This is a genomic window from Paenibacillus sp. J31R98 (genome assembly GCF_056269245.1).
This window is the reverse complement of sequence record NZ_JBWDNO010000010.1, coordinates 16,640-38,473: the sequence shown is the minus strand read 5'-3', so window position 1 is coordinate 38,473 and position 21,834 is coordinate 16,640. Positions and strand designations below refer to the sequence as shown.

The window sequence follows — 21,834 nt, the reverse complement described above, 5'->3', positions numbered from 1 at the left end:
TCGTCGTTTACCACTAACCTGTTTCTCCCATTCTATCATCCTACTATTCATCTTTTGTAAATTAATTCCTCTTTAGTCAGCTTCAAAGCCGTTTCGCCTAAAAAAATATCCGGTCAGTTTAAGGGACATTCGACATAGAATTTAGAAAAATAGCAGCAGCCAAATAAGCTCGGGAGGTATCGGCTATATGTCGAGATGGCGGGACAGCTTAGAGATGCGCAGAGCAGAGTGGAGAAAGCTGGAGTATGCAATGACGGATACGCTTGCAGGCAGGCGGGTGCTGAGGGTTGCGGGACCGCGATCGCCAAGGCTTACGACGCCGGTATCGAAGGCAATCCGGCAAGAGGAGCTAGTCGCTTTCTCGGAGACATTCGACGCCGGGCTTGCATGTTTCTGCATAGGCGAATTATCGCCGCAGCAGCGGGCGCATTTCCTGCAGCATTGGCATGCGAGGCTCGCTGCTGGTGCAACGGTTGTGATGGCTGATCGCCGAAGTGAGGGCTGCGCTTCGCCTGTGGAACTATATGATCTATTCGCACCGCTCGCCACTGCGCTCGACGTTCAGGTCGGCCGCACGTTTTGGTGGGTTCGCTACAAGCGCAGCTAATTTGGAATCGAGCGGACGCTAACGGAACTCAGACGCGTTATTTGGCACGGGTAAGCCAATGTTCGAATCTAACGGAACCCAGAAACGTTATTCCGCTGAAATTAGCCTGATTCGGTTGCAAAACCTTCGAATAGCGCTTCTTGGGTCCGTTACAATTTTTTGAGCGCTATATTCGGATCAATAAGGCTTCTACGGACCGTTAGCTATGCAAGCGACAGACACGTAGAGCACAAACAAAAAACGAGCTCGCCTCAACTGAGGTGAACTCGTTTTTTGCAAGCAAGTACTAATTAATCGGAGTCTCCATCGCCTGGTTCATCAGAAGGCTCGTCAGCGTATTTTTCATACGTTTGCGGGCTCATAACGCGGCGTGCAGTTACATAGCGTTTTGAATAGTAGGAATCGCTAAGCGCGCTAATCGTAACACCTTTGCTCGAAGAAGCGTGTGCAAACTTGCCATCTCCAACGTAGATGCCGACATGCGAGATTCCTTTGCCAGTCGTATTGAAAAATACGAGATCGCCCTCAATCAAATCGCTTTTCGCGATTTTCTTGCCGAGCTGTGCTTGCGAACGGGATGCATGAGGAATGCTGACGCCCAGTTTACCGTACACGTACATGGTAAATCCGGAGCAGTCGAACCCTTTCGTCGTTGTTCCCGTGTAGGAATACGGGGTGCCAATCACGTCTTGGATGACGCCATCCATTTTGGAATCTGCAAAAACGCTTCCAGCTTGGACTAGTAAGAGCATCGCAAGACCGATCAGTAGTGCGGAAATCTTTTTCAAAACAGGAAACTCCTTCCGGTGCCTACGAGGTTAGCTGTGGGGTTCGGTTGAAGGCTCCCTATGATCACCTCTGGCATTCGCGTCCGTACATGATGTGCGAATGTCGGGATCAATTCACCCAGAATGGTTCCCCCGTTTCCCGTGAAAGGGAATTCGGCAAAATTTTCTTTTCGAGGAAAAAGTATTCGATCATTTTCTCGGTTCTCCTTCCAAGTTCACAGGTTGTTCACAAATTAAAATTATTAGAATGCAACATTTTTGGGCTCTAACTCGTTGCGGGGCCTGGGATTGAGCGGTTAATAGGCATTTATTCCTCCTTCAACGAATTAGAGAAGAATATGGCGAGAACTGTCTTGTAGAAAAATATGAGAGCGGGCGAGAGGGGTGTCGGTTGGAGCGCTCCCGGCTTTGCTAACTAACTGACCTCCGAGACACTACTGGCAGAGGCACTCGAAGCGAAGCGAACGCAAAAAAGGCTGAGCAGGTTTCGTCCCTGCTCAGCCTTTATGAATATCTAAGCCTGCTTCGATTGCCACACATCATACTGGGCGGCTACCGTCCACACCTTCATAATCGTGCGCAACATCTGATAGCCTTGATGCAGGATGAGTGCGAACAGGCCTGCCCACATGAGCGATACGGAGGCGATCGTCATGCTCAGCAGGGCGCCGATGCCCCACATGAGCAGCGAGATACCGGCAAAAGGAAGGAAGTTCACGATGCCGCCCCAGAGAGAGCGGAGCGTGCCAGTGCCGCTGGCGGCTCCGAACTGCATGGTGAGGAAGAGCAGGTGGATGAGCACCGCCCATGCCAGCCAGGCGGCCGCCCACGGTCCTGCATGCTGAGCGAATTCGAGCAGCGAATTGCTTGCGAGCAGCTTCGTCAGTGCGCGCGGTAGCAGCCAGATGGCAGGGAGCAGGGTGAGCGCGGTTTCGATGAGATAGAGCAGGGCGATGGGCTTCCACGCTTTACGGATGCCGCTTAGAAACTTCGTTCCGGCCTCATCTGTCATATGATGCAGCGAATGGAACAGGCCGGCGTTGAGGAATGGCGTGATGAGCATCCGCCCGGCCAGCAATCCGCAGAACAGCCAAGCGTAGGGCTGGATGAGATCCGTCTTGAGCAGCTGGAACTGGGCCTCGGTCATGAACAGCTGGACCGCGTGACTGCCGTTGCTGTACGTATCGGGAAACCTTTTCAAGACAGGCACGACGATCCCTTCAATGGTCCGGTAGAGGAAGAAGCCCCAGATCAGCTCGTACAGAAATAGCATAATAATAATATAGAAGTGCTTGATTGCCAGGCGCCAGCCTTGCTTAATATGTGCTTTCACTCCTGCTCACCTCCTTCATAGTAAGGCGTTACCAAGCGAGTGAGGCGAATATCGTCTCGAGCAGCTTGGTGATGCCGACGCTCCATCGGGTGCGGGTCTGCTCGGTCAGATCAGCCTTCATAAAGTTGTTGATATGTTTATTGTCGAGCACATTGTCGTGCTGAGGGTCCACCGCCGCCCAGACGAGCTTGGAGGAATGAACGAGTTTGTACTGGATATGATCCTGTTGACCATCCCATACTTTCGGCATGATCGTACCGTCGGCAAAATGGAACACCACCGTCACAGGGCCGAAGCTGCCGCCTGTCTTCTTGATGAGCACAACCGATTCGTACTGCGTCTTGCCCTCCTGCTTGACGGGACGCACATGAATGGAAGCAACCGAGTAATCCGACATATCGCTGCCGTAGACGAAGTGGCTGAAGTAATCGTTCCACTTTTTCTTCGTGACCGTTTCGACGACCTTCTGGAAGTCAGCAGTTGATGGGTGCTTGAATTTATACTTCTGGAAGTAGGTGCGCATGATCTTGCGCATCGTCTGGGCGCCGACCTGTTTCTCGATGCCGTAGAGGACGAGTTTGGCGCGCATGTACACATTTTCGGCATAGTGATTGTTGCTGTGGTACGACCACGAAAGTTGCTTCAGCGGCGCAGGATCGGTCATGTAGCTCGATTCCACCGGAAGGTTCGGCTCTACGCCGTATTCGCTCTCCATCACTTTGTCCTCTGCATAGGACGTGAAGCCTTCGTCGAGCCAAGCTTCCTCGAATTCATTGGAGGCGACCATGCCGTACCAGTATTGATGTCCGATCTCATGGACGACGGTCCGCTCCAGATCATAGCCTGGATTGTCGTTATCCGCGGCAAAAGCCGTAATCAGCGTCGGATATTCCATGCCGCCCGCACCGTTGCCACCCTTCGGCGGTACGACGACAGAGAGCGTGGAGTACGGGTAAGCACCGTACCACTGCGCGTACTTGGAGAGCGCGGACTTGGCTGCATGCATGTAGCGGTCCTTGAACTTCGCATGCTGCGGATCAAGGTAGAGCTTGATCCTTACGCCAGGGACGCCTTCCGTCGAGAACGGCTCCTCGGCATAGACGAAGTCCGGCGAAGCCGACCAGCCGAAGTCGTGCACATCATCGGCGTAGAATTGATACGTCTTGCGTCCGTCTGCGACAACGGATGCTTTGGTCTGGAAGCCGGTGGCGGCTACTTTGTAGCTGCTCGGAACGTTGATTTTGACACTGTAGATGCCAAAATCACTATAGAACTCCGAGTTGCCGTGATACTGATGAATATTCCAGCCTTCGGCAGCTCGTCCGCGTGTGCCGGCTGTTTCGTATACGGCGAGCTTCGGGAACCACTGCCCCGCCATTACGAAGTTGCCCGCATAACCCATGCGCGCGAACACTTCAGGCAGCTTCACCTCGAACTTCATTCGTAGCGTTACGCTTTTGCCGGGGGCGACTACGGCGGGCAAGCGGAGCTTGGCCAGCGTTAAGTCATTCGTATTGCCGTCATCGGGCTGCACGTAGTGGAGGCGCGGCAGCAGGCTGTACCCTTCTGTTGTCTCGAGAGAAAGCAGGTTCATGTAGCCGATGCTGTCCACAGTCGCTTTATCGTTACGTAGCTGGCCGCCGGACTCCCGCATGAACGTTGTGTCTTTGGAGCGGAAGGCGTTTGGATACAGGTGGAAGTACAGCTCGGACACCGGCAGCTTGCCAGGGTTTGTCCAAGTTAAAGTCTGCTCGCCGGTGAGCATATGCGTATCTTCCTGGAGGTTCACATTAATGTGATACTCCGTGACCCGTTTGCTGAGCGCAACCGGCTTCGGCTGCATCACGATATCGGGTTCTGGTGCAGCTGGCGGAGCTGCCGGCTTGGGCGGCGGTTCTTTCTTGGCGGGAGCAGGAGCGGAGGCATATATATAGTGTGAGACCCAAGCATCCCCGAACCCTTGCTGTGCCGTTATCCCGATCAGCACGGCGGCGAGGGCAAAGAGTAGAAATCGTTTGGCGCGACCCAGATTCATTGAAACATTCCCTCCCGTTGACAAGCATCTACAGCATGTATATGTTTGCTTTTCCGAGATTATTAGCTAAAATGGAATTAATGTACGGACAGGCGTGTGAAGCCGCGCCGGACGTGGAATTCGAGGGTGTTTGTAAGCTGGAAAGGGAGTTGAGAAGGACCGTGAGCGAACAAGATAATACGCAGCAGCCGCCGGAGAAGAAAGAGAAGAAGTCCCTTTCTTTGAACGTGGTGAGCAACAAGGAACATAAAGGATTTGGAGCGGGGACAATCGACCTGAGCGCGGTGTCCTGTGTCATCATTGATAACGGCGAGGCGTACATCGATGTGGGTGCGATGCATGCCAAGAGCAAAGTGGAACGCGGCATCAAGTTCAGCACGAACAAGGAAGATGTGCCGAATGGCCGCTTGTGCTGGATCGTTTGGGTAGCGGTTGAGCGCACGGAGGATGGCGCAAGCTACGCAGGGGCGACAGCATGTCCAATGTTGATCGATACCGAGGCGCGCAGAGGCTGGAAGATCCTTGCGCAGCATGTGAACAACCTCGACTATGCGATCAAACGCCGTTACGTACTCGATGAGCTTGGCGTGGATGAGAAGCGGGCACTGAAGAACCTGCTTGTCACAAACAATCCGGAGTGGTGGGACCGCTCGCCGGATAAGCTGAAGGAAGCTCTCGAAGTATAGCAGTCATGATGATAGGGCCGCTTCACCGTCTCTTAAGTGAGAAGGATGGGGCGGTCTTTTGTTTAGGGGATTTTTCCCTATTATGGATACTGTGATTGTGATATAGTCATAATACAAGAACGCTTGTTCTGTAAAAAGGAGGACTTCCATTGACTAGTGAGAAGCGCACAGCTTCGCGTAACCATTACGGCGAACTGCTGAAGCGCTATCTGCTGCCGCAGAAACGAACTCTTATTGGACTTACAGTGCTGCTTATTCTCTCCACCGCGCTGCAGCTCGTCAATCCGCAAATCATTCGCTTCTTCATTGATAAAGCGCAGTCGGAGGCAGATCTCCAGCCGCTGCTTCTTGCTGCTTGCTTGTTTATTGCTTTCTCGGTGGTCCAAGGGATTGTTTCGGTCATTGCCACGTATTTCAGCGAGAATGTCGGGTGGAAGACGACGAATGTGCTTCGCGGCGATCTGGCCTCGCACTGTCTGTCGCTGGATATGCCTTTCCACAAGTCTCATACATCCGGTGCCATTATCGAGCGGGTCGACGGAGATGTGAACGCGCTGGCGAATTTCTTCTCAAGCATGATTATTAACCTCGTCGGGAATGCGCTGCTCATGATTGGTATTCTCGTGCTGCTGTTCCGGGAGAGCTGGCTGATCGGCACGGGGATGACCGTGTTCGTCATTGCCGCAATATTCGTTATTCAGCGTATCCGCAAGATCGCTTCGCCGCTCTGGACGCATTGGCGGCAGGCGAATGCAGAGATGTACGGATTTATCGGTGAGCAGCTGGAAGGGACGGAGGACATCCGTGCGAATGGTGCATCCGGCTATGTGATGGGCCGTTTCTATGCGATGCTGCGAGTCATGCTGCCGCTTCGGATTAAGGCGTTCCTCGGCTTTGCCTCCATGTGGAGCACGACGATTATGGTGTTTGCATTCGGCAATGCGCTGGCGTTCGCGATCAGTGCGTATTTATGGAAGGAGGGTTCCATTACAATTGGGACCGTTTATTTGATCTTCTATTATACAGAGCTGCTGGCGAAACCCATTGAGAAGATCCGATCGCAAATGGAGGATTTGCAAAAGGCTGATGCGAGCATCACCCGTATCCGTGCTTTGTTCGAGACGCGTTCCGCGATTGTGGACGGTCCAGGTGCGACGCTGCCGGCAGGCTCTCTTGCCGTGAAGTTCGACGATGTCACGTTCCGCTATGAGGATAGCGATGGGGAGCCGACACTGGACAGCTTGGCGATCCAGCTCCAACCGGGCGAAGTTCTGGGGTTGCTCGGACGGACGGGGAGTGGAAAGTCGACGCTGGCCCGCCTGCTGCTGCGGTTCTATGATCCGCAGGAAGGCGCGATTTCGCTGGGGGAGACGGACATTCGGCAGCTGAAGCTGAGCCAGCTGCGCAAACGCGTGACGCTCGTTACGCAGAATATCGAGATTATTGAAGGAACCATACGGGACAACTTGACGTTCTACGATGATTCGATTCGCGATGAGCGGATTGTGGAAGTGCTGGAACAGCTCGGCCTTGAGAGTTGGTACGCGTCGATGCCTGAAGGACTCGATACGAGGCTCGCTTCGGGTGGCGGTTCTTTGTCGGCAGGGGAGGCGCAATTGCTTGCTTTTGCGAGGGTGTTCCTGACCGATCCGGGGCTCGTGATTATGGATGAAGCTTCATCACGGCTCGATCCGCTCACAGAGCAGCGAATTGAAGAGGCGATTAGCAAGCTGCTCACGAATCGTTCCTGCATTATTATTGCGCACCGGCTGGCGACCGTGCAGCGTGCAGATAAAATCCTCATTCTGGAGAATGGCCGCGTCATTGAATATGGCAGCCGGACGGCGCTCGCCGCCGATCCTTCGTCGCGCTTCAGCACGATGCTGGTGACAGGGCTCGAGGAGGTGCTCGCATGACGACTTTTCAATATCTGATACGGCTTATTACATACCGGACAACGCTTTATGTATTCAACGCGCTGGCTTGGACGATTATTTATCTAGTGCCGATTGTGCCGGGTCTTATTACAAAAGAGTTCTTCGACTCGCTCACCGGCAGTGACACGCTGAAGCTCGGCACTTGGGGCATTATTGCGCTTCTTCTGGGTGCATCGGCTGCGCGCGTCATGGTGCTGTTCGTCGGTTTCATAACCGATGTGAATTTCCGCTTCCGCATGGGTATGATGCTTCGCCGCAATTTGCTGCAGCATATCCTGAAGCAGCCCGGCGCTCGCGCCATTCCTGTCTCGCCGGGCGAGGCGATAAGCCACTTCCGCGACGATGTCGATCAGTCCGAAGAAGCGGCAAGCTGGTCTGTCGACGTGTTCGGCTTAACCTGCTTCGCAGCGGTGTCGAGCTATATTCTTGTCGGTATCGACTTGCAGATGACGCTGCTAGTGTTCTTGCCGCTGGTCATTGTGGTAACAGTCGCACAGCTGTCGACGTCGCGTCTGCAGAAGTATCGTGCCGCCAGCCGTGAGTCAACCTCGCGCGTAACCGGCGCGATCAGCGAGATGTTCAGCAATGTGCAGGCGATTCAAGTGGCAGGCGCGGAGGAGCGTGTTATTGAACGGTTCAGGAGGTTCAATGACGACCGCCGCCGCACGATGTTGAAGGATAAGATGATGGGCTCGGTGCTCGATGCCATCTTCACGAACACGGTCAATCTCGGGACGGGCCTAATCTTGCTGGTCGCCGGTCAGAAGATGCAGTCCGGTTCGTTTACGATTGGCGATTTCTCGCTGTTCGTCTACTATTTGACGTTCATCACGAGCATTATTACGAATGTGGGCACGTTTATTACGCACTTCAAGCAGATGGGCGTCGCGTTGAGTCGGCTAATGGCACTGCTTCAAGGTGCGCCTGCTAAGTTGCTGACGCTGAAGGATACGCTGTATTTGCGCGAAGGACGGGAATCGTCTGAGGGGCATGGATCTTCTGCAGTGGAGAATACTCCACCACTTCGCAATTTGGAAGTGTCCGGTTTGTCGTACCGGTTCCCGGAGACGGGCCGAGGCATTGAAGATGTACGGCTGCAGCTGAAGGGCGGCTCGTTCACGGTAGTGACGGGCACGATCGGCTCCGGCAAGACGACGCTCGTTCGTACGCTGCTCGGCCTGCTGCCGAAGGATGAAGGTACGATCAAGTGGAATGGCCGGGTGGTCGAAGACCCGGCGACGTTCTTCACGCCGGCGAAGAGCGCGTACTCCGCGCAGATTCCGCGGATGTACAGCGACACGCTGCGCAATAATATTCTGCTCGGGCAGCGGGAAGAGAATGGCTCTCTTGAGCAAGCGATCCACGCAGCGGTGATGGAGTACGATATCGAGCATCTCCAGCAGGGGCTGGAGACGATGATCGGCCCGCGCGGCGTGAAGCTATCCGGCGGCCAGATGCAGCGAACGGCGGCAGCGCGCATGCTCGTGCGCGATGCGCAGCTGTATGTGTTCGACGATCTCTCCAGCGCGCTCGACGTCGAGACGGAGCAGAAGCTGTGGGAGCGGCTATTCAAGAGCAGGGGCGACGCAACCTGCCTTGTGGTCTCGCACCGCCGTGCGGCATTGACGCATGCCGATCACATTATCGTCATGAAAGACGGCCGCATCGAAGCGGAGGGTACCGCCGAGCAGCTGCTTCGCGAGAATGCCACGTTCCAGGAGCTATGGAGCGGGGATGAGCGCGCGAAGGGGTAGGGTGCTAGGTGTGTGGTGCGGTGAGTGAGAGCGGGAAAAGCCTCTCTCGAGCGAGAAAACCGTGAAAATGGTGAGTGAGAGAGGGGAACCCGCTCTCGGGGAGCGTCAGAATAAAGGTTAGTTGGTTGGTTTTCGGCGTTGAGAGCACATATATGCTCTCTCAGCCAACATTCGGCGTGTTTCAAATGCTGAGAGCACGTATGTGTTCTCTCAGCGTCAGAATAAAGGTTAGCTGGTTGGTTTTCGGCGTTGAGAGCACATATATGTTCTCTCAGCCAACATTCGGCGTGTTTTGAATGCTGAGAGCACGTATGCGTTCTCTCAACCAAATCTCACGCAGAGCCCTCCCCCCACCAAAGAACAAAAGCCTCGCATTCCGCTTAAACCAGCGGAATGCGAGGCTTTTTCTCATATCAGCATTGTCCGGCCTGTATAATCGACGAACTGCCACGGGCTGTCCGTTTCGATGCGCCGCTCGATTAGATCGAGGATGCCGCGAGCGCTGTCGCGCGGATCGGTTGGTGCTTGTTTGCCGCCCATGTCGGTGAACATCCAGCCGGGGTGGATGCTGAGCACAAGCACGCCGCGGTCCTTCAAGTAGCTGTGCAGCTGCAGCGTGAACATGTTGAGCGCCGTTTTCGAGATCGCGTACGGGTAGTCGCCGGGGTAAGCATTTGTCAGGCTGCCTGCTTCCGACGATATGTTAATGAGCGCTGCATTGTCCTCCGTTAACAGAGGCAGAAAATGCTTCACCACCCGCATTGGTCCGTACACATTCACATTGAAGGATTCGATCACGTCATCCATATCGAGCTTTTCAATGTGCGTGTTGCGTGCATTCAGAATGGCGGCGTTGTTGACGATGGCGCCAAGCGACCGCCCTTCCTGGTTCAGGCGTGCCGCTAGAGCGGCGATGCTCGCTTCGTCAATAACGTCGAGCCGAGCGATTACAATTCGCTCTCCATATTCGGAGCGAAGCTCCGCCAGCTTGCCCGGCGCGTCCACATCTCGCACGCCTGCGATAACGGAATGCCCTCGCTCAAGCGCCTCGGCTGCCATCTCGTAACCAAGCCCGCGGCTTGCTCCCGTAATAAGTACATTCATCGACATCGACGAGAAGCCTCCTTATTTGTCGTTCTCCAGCAGCTCGACAAGTACCTTCAACTGAGGAATCGTGTTCATGTAGGCATAACGTCCACCGGTATATTCCCCTTTTTGCTCCAGCAGGAAGCCCCTGTTCTCAAGCAATGAGACTTTTTCTTTCATCCCTTCAATGACAAAAGCAATATGATGCGGCCCTTCGCCATGCTCATCTAGATAATTCCGCCATGTGCTCGGATGCTCGTCCGGCTCGATCAGCTCGAGCTGAAGCGAGCCCATGTTGAAGAACGCCAGCTTTGCCCGCGCTTCACTAGGCTCACCGTTAAACTTAGTTTGCGCTTTGTCCGCTGTATCGGTGATGATGATTGGAGGCTTTTCGATGCCGAAGAAATCGGCGTAAGCTTGGCTTACTTTTTCAATATCATGTACGAGAATGCCGATTTGCGTAATGATGTTGTTGCCTAGTAATCCTGCCATTAGGGAACCATCCTCTCATAAATCCGTTCTCATCTCATAGCTCTTATTCGGCACTTAGCTTATTTCTCCTTGTTGACCAAATAAAGGAAATATTACCACTGTACTATGATATACTGGCGCTAACAACTACAGGTCAACGAAGGATGGGATGAAAGCGATGCGGCTAGGCGGACAAGTGTTTCTAGAAGAGAAGAATCCGGAGAGCTGGGCGCTGGCGCATAAGCAAGCGGGCTTTCGAGCGGCAACGTGCCCGATTGATCGGGAAGACCAGCTAACTGAGCTTGACCTTTATATGAAGGCTGCGAGCGAGCACGATATTATCATCTCTGAAGTAGGGGCTTGGAGCAATCCGATCAGTCCGAACGAGCAGACCAGACGCGAAGCCATCGCCTATTGCAAAAGAAGGCTGGAGCTTGCGGAGCGCATTGGAGCGGGCGTATGCGTCACGATTGCAGGATCGCGGGGCGAGCAATGGGATGGGCCGCACCCGGACAATTTCAGCGAGGATACGTTCGAGCTCATTGTGGAGACCGTACGCGATATTATTGATGCGGTGAAGCCGGAGCGGACGGTATTTGCCCTTGAGATGATGCCGTGGGTATTCCCGGACTCAGCCGATACATATCTTGCCTTAATGAAGGAGGTAGATCGCAAAGGCTTCGGCGTTCACTTCGATCCCGTGAACATAATCAGCAGCCCGAGGACGTACTACCGAACCGGTGACCTCATTCGCGACTTCTTCAGCAAACTTGGACCTTATATTCGCAATTGTCATGCCAAGGACATCCTAATTCGCAGCAACCTGACCGTCCATCTCGATGAGGTCATTCCGGGTCAAGGTGTGCTCGACTACCGGGTGTTCCTGACAGAGCTGCACAAGCTGCATCCGGATACCCCGCTTATGATCGAACACTTGCGCACCAATGACGAGTATCGGCAGGCGGCGGATTATATTCGCGGCGTTGCAGCGGATCTGCGGATTCCGTTGTAATAGATGCACAGTGGAGTGGGCGGAAAATGTTCCTTCTCGATCTGGTAGTCCAGCATTCCAACACGCAACGAAAGGCTAACGAATCCTAGCATCCTTATTTGCCCGAAAATCACACTTTACAGGCGCTAACGAACCCTAGCGATGTTATTTAGTATAAATCCGGGGGATTTGGCGAGAAAACGAGGAAATAACGTGTCTGTGATTCGTTAGCGCTCAAGAACAGCTAATTCGTAGCGAATAAGCTCATCTGAGTTCGTTAGGAGTCTACTGCGGCGATCGCCATTGTTCCTTCAAGCATAAATCCCTAAAAAAAAGCCCCTATACCCGGCAGCTTCTCCAGCCTGCCGTTATATAGGGGCTTTCCCTTTCATCTAAACAGCGCTAGTTCGACCACCAGCGCTTAAACGATTTCCACCATGCTTTCGTCTGCACCGACTTCGCGTCGGCGTTGCCATCCGGCGACAACGGCGTATCGCCATGGACGCCGCATACCTCGACCGGTTGCGTGCCGCTCACGAACGTCTCAAGCCGCTTGTTCGGGCAAGTCTTGCCGGCGAGCTTGCCGCTGCTTGGGTCGATATAGACGGACACGACGCCGTCCGGCAGCGGGAAGATCTTCGGCGGAATCGCCGACAGCGCCGCTTCCGTATAGGAAGCGAAGATCGGCGCCGCCCGCCGCGCTTCCGTCTGCGACAGCTTGCGGTCCTTGTCGTAGCCGACCCACACCGCAGTCGCAAGCTCAGGCGTGTAGCCGACGAGCCATGCGTCGGTCGCGGTCGTGCCGGTCTTGCCGGCGACCGGCCGTTTGATCATCGCCGATACCCGGCCGGCGGTGCCGCCGGTATCGAACACGCTCTCCATCAGGCTCGTCAGCACATAGGCATGAGCCGCGTCGACGACTGTATAGGAAGCAGGCTGCGCTTCATAGAGCACTTCGCCCTTACTGTCCTCAATCCGCAAGATCGCCGTAGGTTCCATCCGAATGCCGCCATTGGCGAGCGTGCTGAAGGCGGACGCCATCTCCATCGGGCTGATCGGGAATGTGCCGAGGGCAAGCGATGGCACCGGCTTCATCGGGCTCTCGATGCCGAGCTTTCGCGCCATGTCGATAACCTTCTCCGGCCCAACGGCCATAATCGAGTTCACCGCATAGATGTTGTCTGAGCTCGCAATCGCTTGCCGCATATCAATAAAATCGCCGACATACTTGCTGTTATAGTTGCTCGGCGAATAGGTTTTGCGCCCTTCATCATAAGTGAAGATGGTCGGCGCGCTCTTGAATTTTGACACTGGCGTCAGCACGCCTTGCTGCAGGCCGGCCAAATACAGAATCGGCTTAAACGAAGAGCCAGGCTGCCGCGTCTTGGCGAAGACCCGGTTATATTGATTCGTCTTGTAATTTCGCCCGCCGACCATCGCTTTAATATAGCCGGTGCGCGGGTCAACGGAGACGAGTGCGGCCTGCTGCTGCGAATCCTCAGGAATTCCCTTCGCCACAGCTTCCTCCGCGGCGCGCTGCGCTTCAGGATCCAGCGTCGTGAAGATCCGGATTCCGCCTTCGCTTAGCTTCCGCTCATCAATGCCGAGCTTGTCGACAGCGATGTAGCGCACATAATCGCGGAAGTAAGGCGCAGATCCGCTCGCTTTGCTCGTACCAAGCGGGATGAACGTGAGCAGCTCCGCACCTGCCGTTTGTGCATCGGTCTGCTGAATAATACCTTGATCGGCCATCGTCTGCAGAATCGTCCGCTGGCGATCCTTTGCATTCTTCATATCCATATAAGGCGAGTAATACTTCGGCCCTTTCGGGATGCCTGCAAGCATCGCGCTCTCAGCCAAAGTCAGCTCGGAAGCGTGTTTGCCGTAGTACAGCTCGGATGCCGCTTCTGCGCCATAAGCTCCGTGGCCGTAGTAGATTTCATTCAAGTAGAGCGCCAATATCTCATCCTTGGAATAATGCATCTCCAGTTGAATGGTATACATCGCTTCTTTCAGCTTCCGAGACCAAGTTCGCTCATGCGTCAAATACAGATTGCGAGCAAGCTGCTGCGTCAACGTGCTCGCCCCTTGCTTCCGCGATAGATGCTCCACATTCACGAAAGCGGCACGAGCCATTCCTTTCAAATCAAAGCCTAAATGGTCATAAAAACGTTGATCCTCTATCGCGAGCGTCGCCTCAAGAAGGTAGGGCGAGATTTCTTTCAAAGGAACCGATTGCCGGTTCTCGCCGGCATGGAAGGTGTCGATGACGTGGCCCTGCGCATCCAGCATTTGTGACGTTTGACTGATCGCCGAAGCAGGCAGCGCCTGCACTCGCAAATAATAGAGGAAGCAGAAAGCCGCTACGAACAAGAGCAGCAGCGCCCCTCCCGTATAAAGCAGCCATCTCTGCAGCCGCTTCAAGAAAGGCATCCAACGTTCCAGCTGAATCCGAACCGGTATCCGAAGCTTCCTGCCTCCGCTGCCATGCCTGAACACGAATCGTTTCATCTGTTTCGCTCCTAACCTGTTAATCCTTACACTAGTTTCTAGTAGTATGGAAAACATTGGGGCACGCTATTCAGATGGAGGCAAGGGTTGTTAAATTTTTGTGCACATCTGGCAAAAGGTTGCTTTTTCCCCTCGTTAACTTATAATACAGATTGAAACATTTGACCTTATGATCAATTGCACCATTACATACAAGAAAGCAGGGATTACACGATGGAATTGTGGTACACCGAGAAGCAAACGCCAACGTACGGCATTACAATGAAAGTGAAAGAAACTTACGTTAGCGAGCAAACGGAATTTCAACAGCTTGACATGATCGAAACAGAAGAGTTCGGCACAATGCTCGTGCTCGACGGCATGGTTATGACTACAGACAAGGACGAGTGGGTTTATCACGAAATGGTCGCTCACCCTGTACTGTACACGCACCCGAATCCGAAAAAAGTTCTCGTAGTCGGCGGCGGCGACGGCGGCGTAATCCGCGAAATCCTCAAGCACCCGAACGTTGAGAAAGCAGTCCTCGTTGATATCGACGGCAAAGTTATTGAATACTCGAAGAAATACCTTCCGCAAATCGCTTGCGGTCTGGAAGATCCGCGCGTTGAAGTGCACGTGAACGACGGCTTCATGCACATCCATGACCACAAGAATGAATATGACGTTGTAATGGTTGACTCCACTGAGCCGGTTGGTCCTGCGGTAAACCTGTTCACACGCGGCTTCTACCAAGGCATCTACGATGCGCTCAAGGAAGACGGTATCTTCGTTGCTCAGACGGACAACCCTTGGTTCACGCCTGATCTGATCACGAACGTTAACCGTGACGTGAAAGAAGTATTCCCGATCGTGCGCGTATTCTGGGCGAACGTTCCGACATACCCAAGCGGCCTGTGGACCTTCACAATGGGCAGCAAAAAGTACGATCCGCTTGAAGTGGACGAGTCCAGCATTCCTGAGATCGACACAAAATACTACTCCCCACGTCTGCACAAAGCAGCTTTCGTTCTGCCGAAGTTTGTAGAAGACTTGGTTAAGTAAGAGGAGACTATCGCGACCTATGAAACTCGATCAAAAATATTCCGGCAACGTCTTTATCCTAAGCTCGGAAGACTATAATACGTCCAAGGCTGTTATCTACGGCATGCCGATGGACTTTACCGTATCGTTCCGCCCAGGCTCCCGTTTCGGCCCTCCGCGTATCCGCGAAGTGTCTATCGGCCTTGAAGAGTACAGCCCGTACCTCGACCGCAGCCTGGAAGACATCGAATATTTCGATGCAGGGGACCTGCTTCTGCCTTTCGGTAACGCGGCTCGCTCGCTCGATATTATCGGCGAGTTCGTTGCAGGCGTTCTTGAAGACGGCAAAATGCCAGTTGGTCTTGGCGGCGAGCACCTGTGCTCGTGGCCGATTTTCCAAGAGGTGTACAAGAAGTATCCGGATGTAGCGATCATCCACTTTGACGCTCATGCCGATCTGCGCGAGAGCTACGAAGGCGAGCCTCTTTCGCACTCCACGCCTCTTCGCAAAGCAGCTGGCCTCATCGGCGGCAAGAACATTTACCAATTCGGTATCCGTTCCGGCTCCCGTGAAGAATGGCAGTTCGCTCGCGAGAACATCAATTTCCACCCGTTCGAAGTGCTCGAGCCTTTGAAAAAAGTGCTGCCTGAGCTCGCAGGTCGTCCCGTTTACCTGACGATCGACATCGACGTGCTCGACCCTTCCGCTGCTCCTGGTACAGGTACAGCAGAAGCTGGCGGCATCACTTCGAAAGAATTGATCGACGCGGTCCATGCGATTGCAGGGGCAGGCATCAACATCATCGGCTGCGACCTTGTGGAAGTAGCGCCAGCGTACGACCCAACGGAACAAACCCAGATCGTCGCGGCAAAAGTCATCCGCGAAATGCTGCTAGGTTTCATCAAGTAATTTGTATAAACAAAGCTGAGAGTGGTGTTCGTCACTCTCAGCTTTTTTGCTCTCTTTTGTTCTGTGCAACGGGAACGGAGCAGTTCCAATGATTCTGTAGAAGCGTAGCGGTCGCCTTTGTAGACGGATAGTAACATCTAAATGTCTTAGTGAATCGGAAAATATCCAGGCTACAACAGCGATCGGAAGAACATTGGACTGAGAAGTGGGAGCCGTTTGAGGTTCTTTAGGCTTGTCGCTGTTTTTGCGTTTTACTCTCTCTCTTTTCTGGTCATACTGGTTACTAGTAGATGATTAGGAGGGATGGCGCACGTGAACATTTTACCGATTCATGAACGGCTCGCCGAGCTGTGGACGATTCGAATTCGCCGTCAGCTAACAGGGGACGAGCAAGCTGATTTCGAGCATTGCCTGGCTGTCAACGCGATGCATATTAGGCAGCTCGCCAATCTGCATAATTTGTCGCTTGCCGCCTCCATGGTGCAGGACGTCGAATGGCAGCATGAAATTTGTCAGCGTCTCGAGAAGCTGAGCGGTCAGCCGCCAGGTTCGCCTCAGCTTTAAACAAGCTTGCCGAGCGCTTGCATCAGCTGGTCGCAACAGGTTAAGCTCGGAGGAGAAGAAGGAGGTAGCATATCACCATGACGATGCGCGTTCACTCTTTTCCGCCGGTCGTTAACGATGGGGCGACCATACTCATTCTCGGCAGCATGCCGGGAGAAGCTTCAATCGCAATGAATCAGTATTATGGCAATCCGCGCAATCATATGTGGCGGGTGCTATATGGCTTGTTCGGTCGTGAGCCGGATGAGGCGTATGAGGATAGGCTTGCTTTTGCAGCTTCACACGGCATTGCCATGTGGGATGTCATTGCATCCTGCGAACGCGAAGGCAGCCTCGATGCTAACATTCGCGCGGAGGTGCCGAATGACTTGCCCGGTCTGGTGAAGGAACATCCGACCATACGCTGCCTGATATTTAACGGAACGAAGTCGCACGATACGTTCAAGAAGTATTTTCGCGACGATCCAACCTTCGAAGGCAAGGCAATGCTGAAGCTGCCGTCAACGAGCCCCATTCCGACCAAGCATATGCGCAATACGGCTGATCGCATTGAAGCATGGCGGGTGATTCTACCGTTCTTGAAATAGAAGCATTTTCAGATAATCATTTGCCGCTTGCAATTTCAGCGAGGTTGCATATAATAGGGGAAATAACAGTTATATACGATGATCGGGACAGTACCTTGCAGTTCGGTGCTAGCAGCGAGCCGGGACAGTGAAAGCCGGTGCAGCGGCGTAAGGGAAGCGGACCCGGGAGTAGATGAACCGAAACGCGAACTTGGCGGCAGTCTTCTGCATGAACAAGCGCGTCCGTAGGCGCATCCGGTCACCCCGTTATCGTGCCTTGAGAGGCTTCTTGTCGTGCACGTGCGCGAAGGAAGGCTAGAAGAGTGGTACCGCGGAATTCAACCTCCGTCTCTTTATTGAGACGGGGGTTTTTTATGTTCCAGCACAAAACGGTGATTACCTGCTGAAAGTGGGCAAAGGCGTTTTTGTAGCATCACAATGGGGAGGAAACGACGGATGAGCCTGTTATTGCAATGGGCAGCTGTACAGCTGCAGTCGTATGTCGCTTTGGAACACGAGGAGATCGTTCGGCTGCTGGAGCTGCCGCCGAATCCGGAGCTTGGCGATGTCGCGTTCCCGTGCTTTGCACTCTCGCGAACGCTTAAGCGCGCGCCTACCGCGATTGCGGAAGAGCTTGCGCATCGCATCAATGGAGACGGGAAGCCGGTCCGCGCAGAGGGGAAAGGACCGTACCTCAACCTCTTCCTGCAGCGTGAAGAATGGGCGCCTAAGCTTCTCTCGCCTTTACTCGCAAGTGATTTCGGCCAGTCGCAGGCTGGTGCAGGACAGCGCGTCATAATCGATCTATCCTCTCCGAATATAGCGAAGCCGTTCGGGGTCGGACATTTGCGCTCGACGATGATCGGCAATGCGCTTGCTCAGATGTACCGTGCCTCCGGCTATGAAGTCGTCACCGTCAATCATATCGGGGACTGGGGCACGCAGTTCGGCAAGTTGATGGAAGCGTACCGCCGCTGGGGAGATGAAGCGAAGTTGAAGGAGGCTCCGATCAAGGAGAGCCTTAGCTTATACGTTCGTTTTCACGAGGAAGTGGAGCGCGATGCGACGTTGGAAGATGAAGCTCGCCGCTGGTTCTGGAAGCTCGAGAACGACGATGAGGAAGCGCATCGTCTCTGGCAGTATTTTGTCTCCTTCAGCATGGAAGAGTTCGACCGCGTCTACGCGCGCCTCGGCGTGAAGTTTGATTATACGCTTGGTGAGAGCTTCTATAACGATAAGATGGGTGCTGTCGTCGAACGTCTGACGGAGCTGCAGCTGCTGGAAGAAAGCGACGGCGCACAAGTCGTGCGCCTCGACGAAGAAGGGCTGCCGCCATGTCTCATATTGAAGACAGACGGCACGACGATCTACCCGACGCGCGATCTCGCAACGGCGCTCTACCGGAAGAAAGAGATGGGCGGGGACCTGCTGCTGTATGTGGTCGGCGCGGAGCAGAAGCTGCATTTCTCCCAAGTGTTCTCGGTATTGAAGCGTATGGGTGAAGAAGTAGCAGATGACTGCCTGCATCTGCCCTTCGGCCTCATGAAGTTCGACGGACGCAAAATGTCCACGCGCAAAGGGCAGGTCATCTTCCTCGATGAAGTGCTCGATGAAGCGGTAGCGAAGGCACTCGCCATTATCTCGGAGAAAAATCCGGAGCTCGAAGGAGCTCAAGACGTAGCGGAAGCAGTCGGCATCGGCGCTATCGTCTTCGGTGACCTGAAGCATCACCGCATGCTGGAGGTCGACTTCTCGCTCGATGAAGCGCTGCGCTTCGAAGGGGAGACCGGCCCTTATGTGCAATATACAGCGGCAAGAGCATTCAAGCTGCTGGAGAAGGGCGGCCTGTCGCTTGAGGAAGCGGAGACGCTTAGCCAGTCCGGCGCGATTGCGGCAGGAGGACGTTACGGTCAGCATCTGACCGGCGCAGCGGCATGGGAATGCTTGAAGGCGCTGGCTGCTTACCCGGAAGCCATTACGGAAGCGATTCGCCAGCACGAGCCTTCCGTGCTCGCGCGTTTCCTGCTTGATGCGTCGAAGCGATTCAACCGCTTCTATCATCAGGAGCGCATTCTGACGGAGAACGAGGACGAGACTTCCGCGAAGCTGCTTCTGGCTGCAGCGGTTGCGAATCTCTTGCGTTCGGGGCTGACACTGCTCGGTCTCAAGACACCTACTCAGATTTAAGTCCCGCCCGCTTACACGGCGCGTGCGGCGGGCATTGAAATTGGCGATGCTCCTGTATATAGTGAGGACAGGAGTATTAGGCGATGGGAGCCGTGATCCATGACGGATAGAGCAAAAGTAACCATTACGCTTACAAGCGATGTTGATGGGGAACGTGAGCATAACACATTCAGCGGCGAATGGTTTCGCAAAGGCAGCACCGTGTTTATTCGCTATGGCGAGACGGTAGAGGGTGCTTCCGGCGCGAGCGCGGAGGTGCGCACAATGATTCGCTGGCGCGACGGCGAGCTGAGCTTGTCGCGGAATGGTGCCGTGGAGTCGCAGCAGATATTCGTTGCTGGCGTCCGCCGCACGGGCCATTACACGTCGGCGCATGCGAATTTCCATATGGAAACAGAGACGAAGCTGCTCTGGATGCAATTCGGCGATTTTGCCGGGCAGCAGGAGCAGGTGCAGCGGCAACCTCAGGAGACACCGGAGACAGGCGACCTGCTTGTACCGATGCTGCCGATGCTGCTCGAATGGCATTACACGCTGCTCGTTGACGACGAGCCGACCGGAGAGTTTATGATTCGGCTGCGGGCCGAAGAAGAAATGGAATAAGTTTGTTACAAGTTGTCACCACATACATTGACATGTTCACATCTATGAATCAGGGGGATTGTATTTTTTATGAGAACGAATGTTATTGAACAGCTGCACGATCAGCTGAAAGAAGCGATTGCAGACGCAGTCGTGAACGCGGGGCTTGCAGCACGCGAGGAGCTTCCGGTATTCGTGCTGGAGGTGCCGAAGGATAAGGCGCACGGCGACCTGGCAACGAACGCAGCGATGCAGCTGACGAAGCTCGCGAAGAAGAACCCGCGCCAAATCGCGGAAGCGATCATTGCCGGGCTTGATATGAAGAAGGCGTCGATCCAGAGCGCTGAGATCGCCGGACCGGGCTTCATCAACTTCCGTATGGACCGCAGCTATCTGTATCCGGTCGTAGCGCAGGTGTCGGAACAAGGCGCTGATTATGGCCGCATTGATGCTGGCGCAGGACAGCGCGTACAAGTCGAGTTCGTCAGCGCGAACCCGACGGGCAGCCTTCACCTTGGTCATGCCCGCGGCGCGGCAGTGGGCGATGCGCTTTGCAACGTGCTTGATTTTGCCGGCTATGAGGTATCGAGAGAGTACTATATTAACGATGCGGGCAACCAGGTTGCGAACCTGGCTTACTCCATTGAAGCGCGCTACATGCAAGCGCTCGGTCAAGACGCGGCGATGCCGGAAGACGGCTATCACGGCGAAGACATTATCGGCTTCGCGAAAGAGCTTGCCGCTAGCGAAGGCGACCGCTTGCTGTCGCTATCGGATGAAGAGCGTTTCACGTTCTTCCGCGACTACGGCCTTGAGCGTGAGCTCAATAAGATCAAGCGCGACCTCGGTAATTTCCGCGTTGCGTTTGACGTATGGTACAGCGAGACTTCGCTGTATAAGACTGGTCAAGTCGAGCAGGCTCTTGCAGCGCTGCGCGAGCGTGGCCAAGTATTTGAAGAAGAAGGCGCAACCTGGCTGAACACGATGGAGTACGGTGACGACAAGAATCGCGTGCTCGTGAAGAATGACGGCTCGTACACCTATTTGACGCCGGACATCGCTTATCACCGCGACAAGTACGCGCGTGGATTCGATCGCATGATCAACATCTGGGGTGCTGATCACCACGGCTACATCCCGCGTGTGAAAGCAGCGATGGAAGCACTCGGTAACGATTCGAAGAAGCTAGTTGTCCTGATCGCGCAGATGGTAAGCCTGTTCCAGAACGGCGAGAAAGTGAAAATGTCGAAGCGTACGGGCAAAGCCGTTACGATGGTAGACTTGATGGACGAAGTCGGCATCGACGCCATTCGATACTTCTTCACGATGCGCAGCATGGATTCCCACCTCGATTTCGACATGGATCTCGCGATTTCCACATCCAACGAGAATCCGGTGTTCTATGTGCAATACGCGCACGCGCGGATTTGCAGTATCTTCCGCCAAGCGGAAGAGCAAGGCATCGCGGTATTGCCGCTTGCTGAAGTAGATCTGAGCAAGCTGACTACCGAGCATGAATTCGACCTGCTTCGCAAAATCGGCGAGCTGCCGCAAGAAATCGCGGAAGCGGCTGTGCAATATGCGCCTCACCGCCTCATCCGCTATGTATACGAGCTCGCGTCGCTGTTCCACAGCTACTACAGAGCCGACCGCGTCATTACCGAAGACGCGGCTCAGACTGGGGCGCGCTTCGCGCTGCTTGGCGCGACGCGTACAGCGATCGCGAACGTGCTGCGCCTCGTCGGCGTATCGGCGCCGGAGCGCATGTAACCCGCGCTTCGCGCTTAAACGCCACGCGCCCTCGGC

The 21,834-nt window shown here is 54.4% G+C and carries 18 protein-coding genes, 1 riboswitch and 1 other annotated feature; of the genes, 12 read left to right on the top strand and 6 right to left on the bottom strand.

Annotation, left to right across the window (positions count from 1 at the left end; translation table 11 throughout):
* Window positions 1-187: 187 nt before the first annotated feature.
* A complete protein-coding gene (locus AC0YNX_RS27060) occupies window positions 188-607 on the top strand; it encodes a hypothetical protein (protein ID WP_475818820.1) in 420 nt (139 codons plus the stop codon).
* A gap of 290 nt (window positions 608-897) precedes the next feature.
* On the opposite strand, the gene AC0YNX_RS27055 is transcribed toward AC0YNX_RS27060, so the two are convergent.
* From AC0YNX_RS27055 to AC0YNX_RS27045, 3 genes are all read right to left on the bottom strand, one after another.
* Complete coding sequence (locus AC0YNX_RS27055) at window positions 898-1,395, bottom strand: C40 family peptidase (protein ID WP_475818819.1); 498 nt, start codon at window positions 1,393-1,395, stop codon at window positions 898-900.
* Window positions 1,396-1,399: 4 nt separating this feature from the next.
* A riboswitch (cyclic di-AMP (ydaO/yuaA leader) is annotated at window positions 1,400-1,564 on the bottom strand.
* 345 nt (window positions 1,565-1,909) lie between these two features.
* Window positions 1,910-2,728 carry a hypothetical protein gene (locus tag AC0YNX_RS27050; RefSeq protein WP_475818818.1) on the bottom strand — a complete coding sequence of 273 codons (819 nt, stop codon included), beginning with the start codon at window positions 2,726-2,728 and terminating at the stop codon, window positions 1,910-1,912.
* Between the two features lie 28 nt (window positions 2,729-2,756).
* Window positions 2,757-4,763 (bottom strand): M1 family metallopeptidase, encoded by a 2,007-nt coding sequence (locus AC0YNX_RS27045; protein WP_475818817.1) that lies wholly within the window; start codon window positions 4,761-4,763, stop codon window positions 2,757-2,759.
* Window positions 4,764-4,924: 161 nt separating this feature from the next.
* Here AC0YNX_RS27045 and AC0YNX_RS27040 point away from each other — a divergent pair, with 161 nt between their 5' ends.
* From AC0YNX_RS27040 to AC0YNX_RS27030, 3 genes are all read left to right on the top strand, one after another.
* Window positions 4,925-5,449, top strand: a complete 525-nt coding sequence (locus tag AC0YNX_RS27040; protein WP_475818816.1) for a YwhD family protein — start codon at window positions 4,925-4,927, stop codon at window positions 5,447-5,449.
* A gap of 149 nt (window positions 5,450-5,598) precedes the next feature.
* Window positions 5,599-7,365, top strand: coding sequence for an ABC transporter ATP-binding protein (locus AC0YNX_RS27035; protein WP_475818815.1), 1,767 nt, complete (start codon window positions 5,599-5,601; stop codon window positions 7,363-7,365).
* Window positions 7,362-9,140 (top strand): ABC transporter ATP-binding protein, encoded by a 1,779-nt coding sequence (locus AC0YNX_RS27030; RefSeq protein ID WP_475818814.1) that lies wholly within the window; start codon window positions 7,362-7,364, stop codon window positions 9,138-9,140. Before AC0YNX_RS27035 ends, AC0YNX_RS27030 begins: the two co-directional genes overlap by 4 nt.
* Before the next feature lie 408 nt (window positions 9,141-9,548).
* On the opposite strand, the gene AC0YNX_RS27025 is transcribed toward AC0YNX_RS27030, so the two are convergent.
* Both AC0YNX_RS27025 and AC0YNX_RS27020 read right to left on the bottom strand, forming a co-directional pair.
* Window positions 9,549-10,250: an SDR family oxidoreductase gene (locus AC0YNX_RS27025; RefSeq protein ID WP_475818813.1), complete on the bottom strand. Its 702-nt coding sequence runs from the start codon at window positions 10,248-10,250 to the stop codon at window positions 9,549-9,551.
* 15 nt (window positions 10,251-10,265) lie between these two features.
* Entirely contained in the window at window positions 10,266-10,718 is a 453-nt protein-coding gene (locus AC0YNX_RS27020; RefSeq protein ID WP_475818812.1) for a VOC family protein, read from the bottom strand.
* 148 nt (window positions 10,719-10,866) lie between these two features.
* Here AC0YNX_RS27020 and AC0YNX_RS27015 point away from each other — a divergent pair, with 148 nt between their 5' ends.
* Window positions 10,867-11,709, top strand: a complete 843-nt coding sequence (locus AC0YNX_RS27015; RefSeq protein WP_475818811.1) for a sugar phosphate isomerase/epimerase family protein — start codon at window positions 10,867-10,869, stop codon at window positions 11,707-11,709.
* A 381-nt stretch (window positions 11,710-12,090) separates the two neighbouring features.
* Here the strand turns inward: AC0YNX_RS27015 and AC0YNX_RS27010 are convergent, their stop codons facing one another.
* A complete protein-coding gene (locus AC0YNX_RS27010; protein WP_475818810.1) occupies window positions 12,091-14,199 on the bottom strand; it encodes a transglycosylase domain-containing protein in 2,109 nt (702 codons plus the stop codon).
* 213 nt (window positions 14,200-14,412) lie between these two features.
* Between AC0YNX_RS27010 and speE the strand changes: the two genes are divergently transcribed.
* The 7 genes from speE (at window position 14,413) to argS (AC0YNX_RS26975) (ending at window position 21,798) form a co-directional block, all read left to right on the top strand.
* Window positions 14,413-15,240, top strand: coding sequence for a polyamine aminopropyltransferase (gene speE / locus AC0YNX_RS27005; protein ID WP_475818809.1), 828 nt, complete (start codon window positions 14,413-14,415; stop codon window positions 15,238-15,240).
* Window positions 15,241-15,259: 19 nt separating this feature from the next.
* Complete coding sequence (gene speB / locus AC0YNX_RS27000) at window positions 15,260-16,129, top strand: agmatinase (RefSeq protein WP_475818808.1); 870 nt, start codon at window positions 15,260-15,262, stop codon at window positions 16,127-16,129.
* A gap of 312 nt (window positions 16,130-16,441) precedes the next feature.
* Complete coding sequence (locus tag AC0YNX_RS26995; protein ID WP_475818807.1) at window positions 16,442-16,693, top strand: DUF7667 family protein; 252 nt, start codon at window positions 16,442-16,444, stop codon at window positions 16,691-16,693.
* A gap of 77 nt (window positions 16,694-16,770) precedes the next feature.
* Complete coding sequence (locus AC0YNX_RS26990) at window positions 16,771-17,280, top strand: DNA-deoxyinosine glycosylase (RefSeq protein ID WP_475818806.1); 510 nt, start codon at window positions 16,771-16,773, stop codon at window positions 17,278-17,280.
* Window positions 17,281-17,349: 69 nt separating this feature from the next.
* Window positions 17,350-17,615, top strand: a binding site (T-box leader).
* Between the two features lie 106 nt (window positions 17,616-17,721).
* On the top strand, window positions 17,722-19,446 hold the full coding sequence (gene argS, locus AC0YNX_RS26985) for an arginine--tRNA ligase (protein WP_475819008.1): 1,725 nt from the start codon (window positions 17,722-17,724) through the stop codon (window positions 19,444-19,446).
* Window positions 19,447-19,545: 99 nt separating this feature from the next.
* Window positions 19,546-20,049: a YwiB family protein gene (locus AC0YNX_RS26980; protein ID WP_475818805.1), complete on the top strand. Its 504-nt coding sequence runs from the start codon at window positions 19,546-19,548 to the stop codon at window positions 20,047-20,049.
* Window positions 20,050-20,118: 69 nt separating this feature from the next.
* The gene (gene argS, locus AC0YNX_RS26975) at window positions 20,119-21,798 is read left to right on the top strand and encodes an arginine--tRNA ligase (protein WP_475818804.1); all 1,680 of its coding nucleotides are present in this window, start codon (window positions 20,119-20,121) and stop codon (window positions 21,796-21,798) included.
* Window positions 21,799-21,834 lie beyond the last annotated feature (36 nt).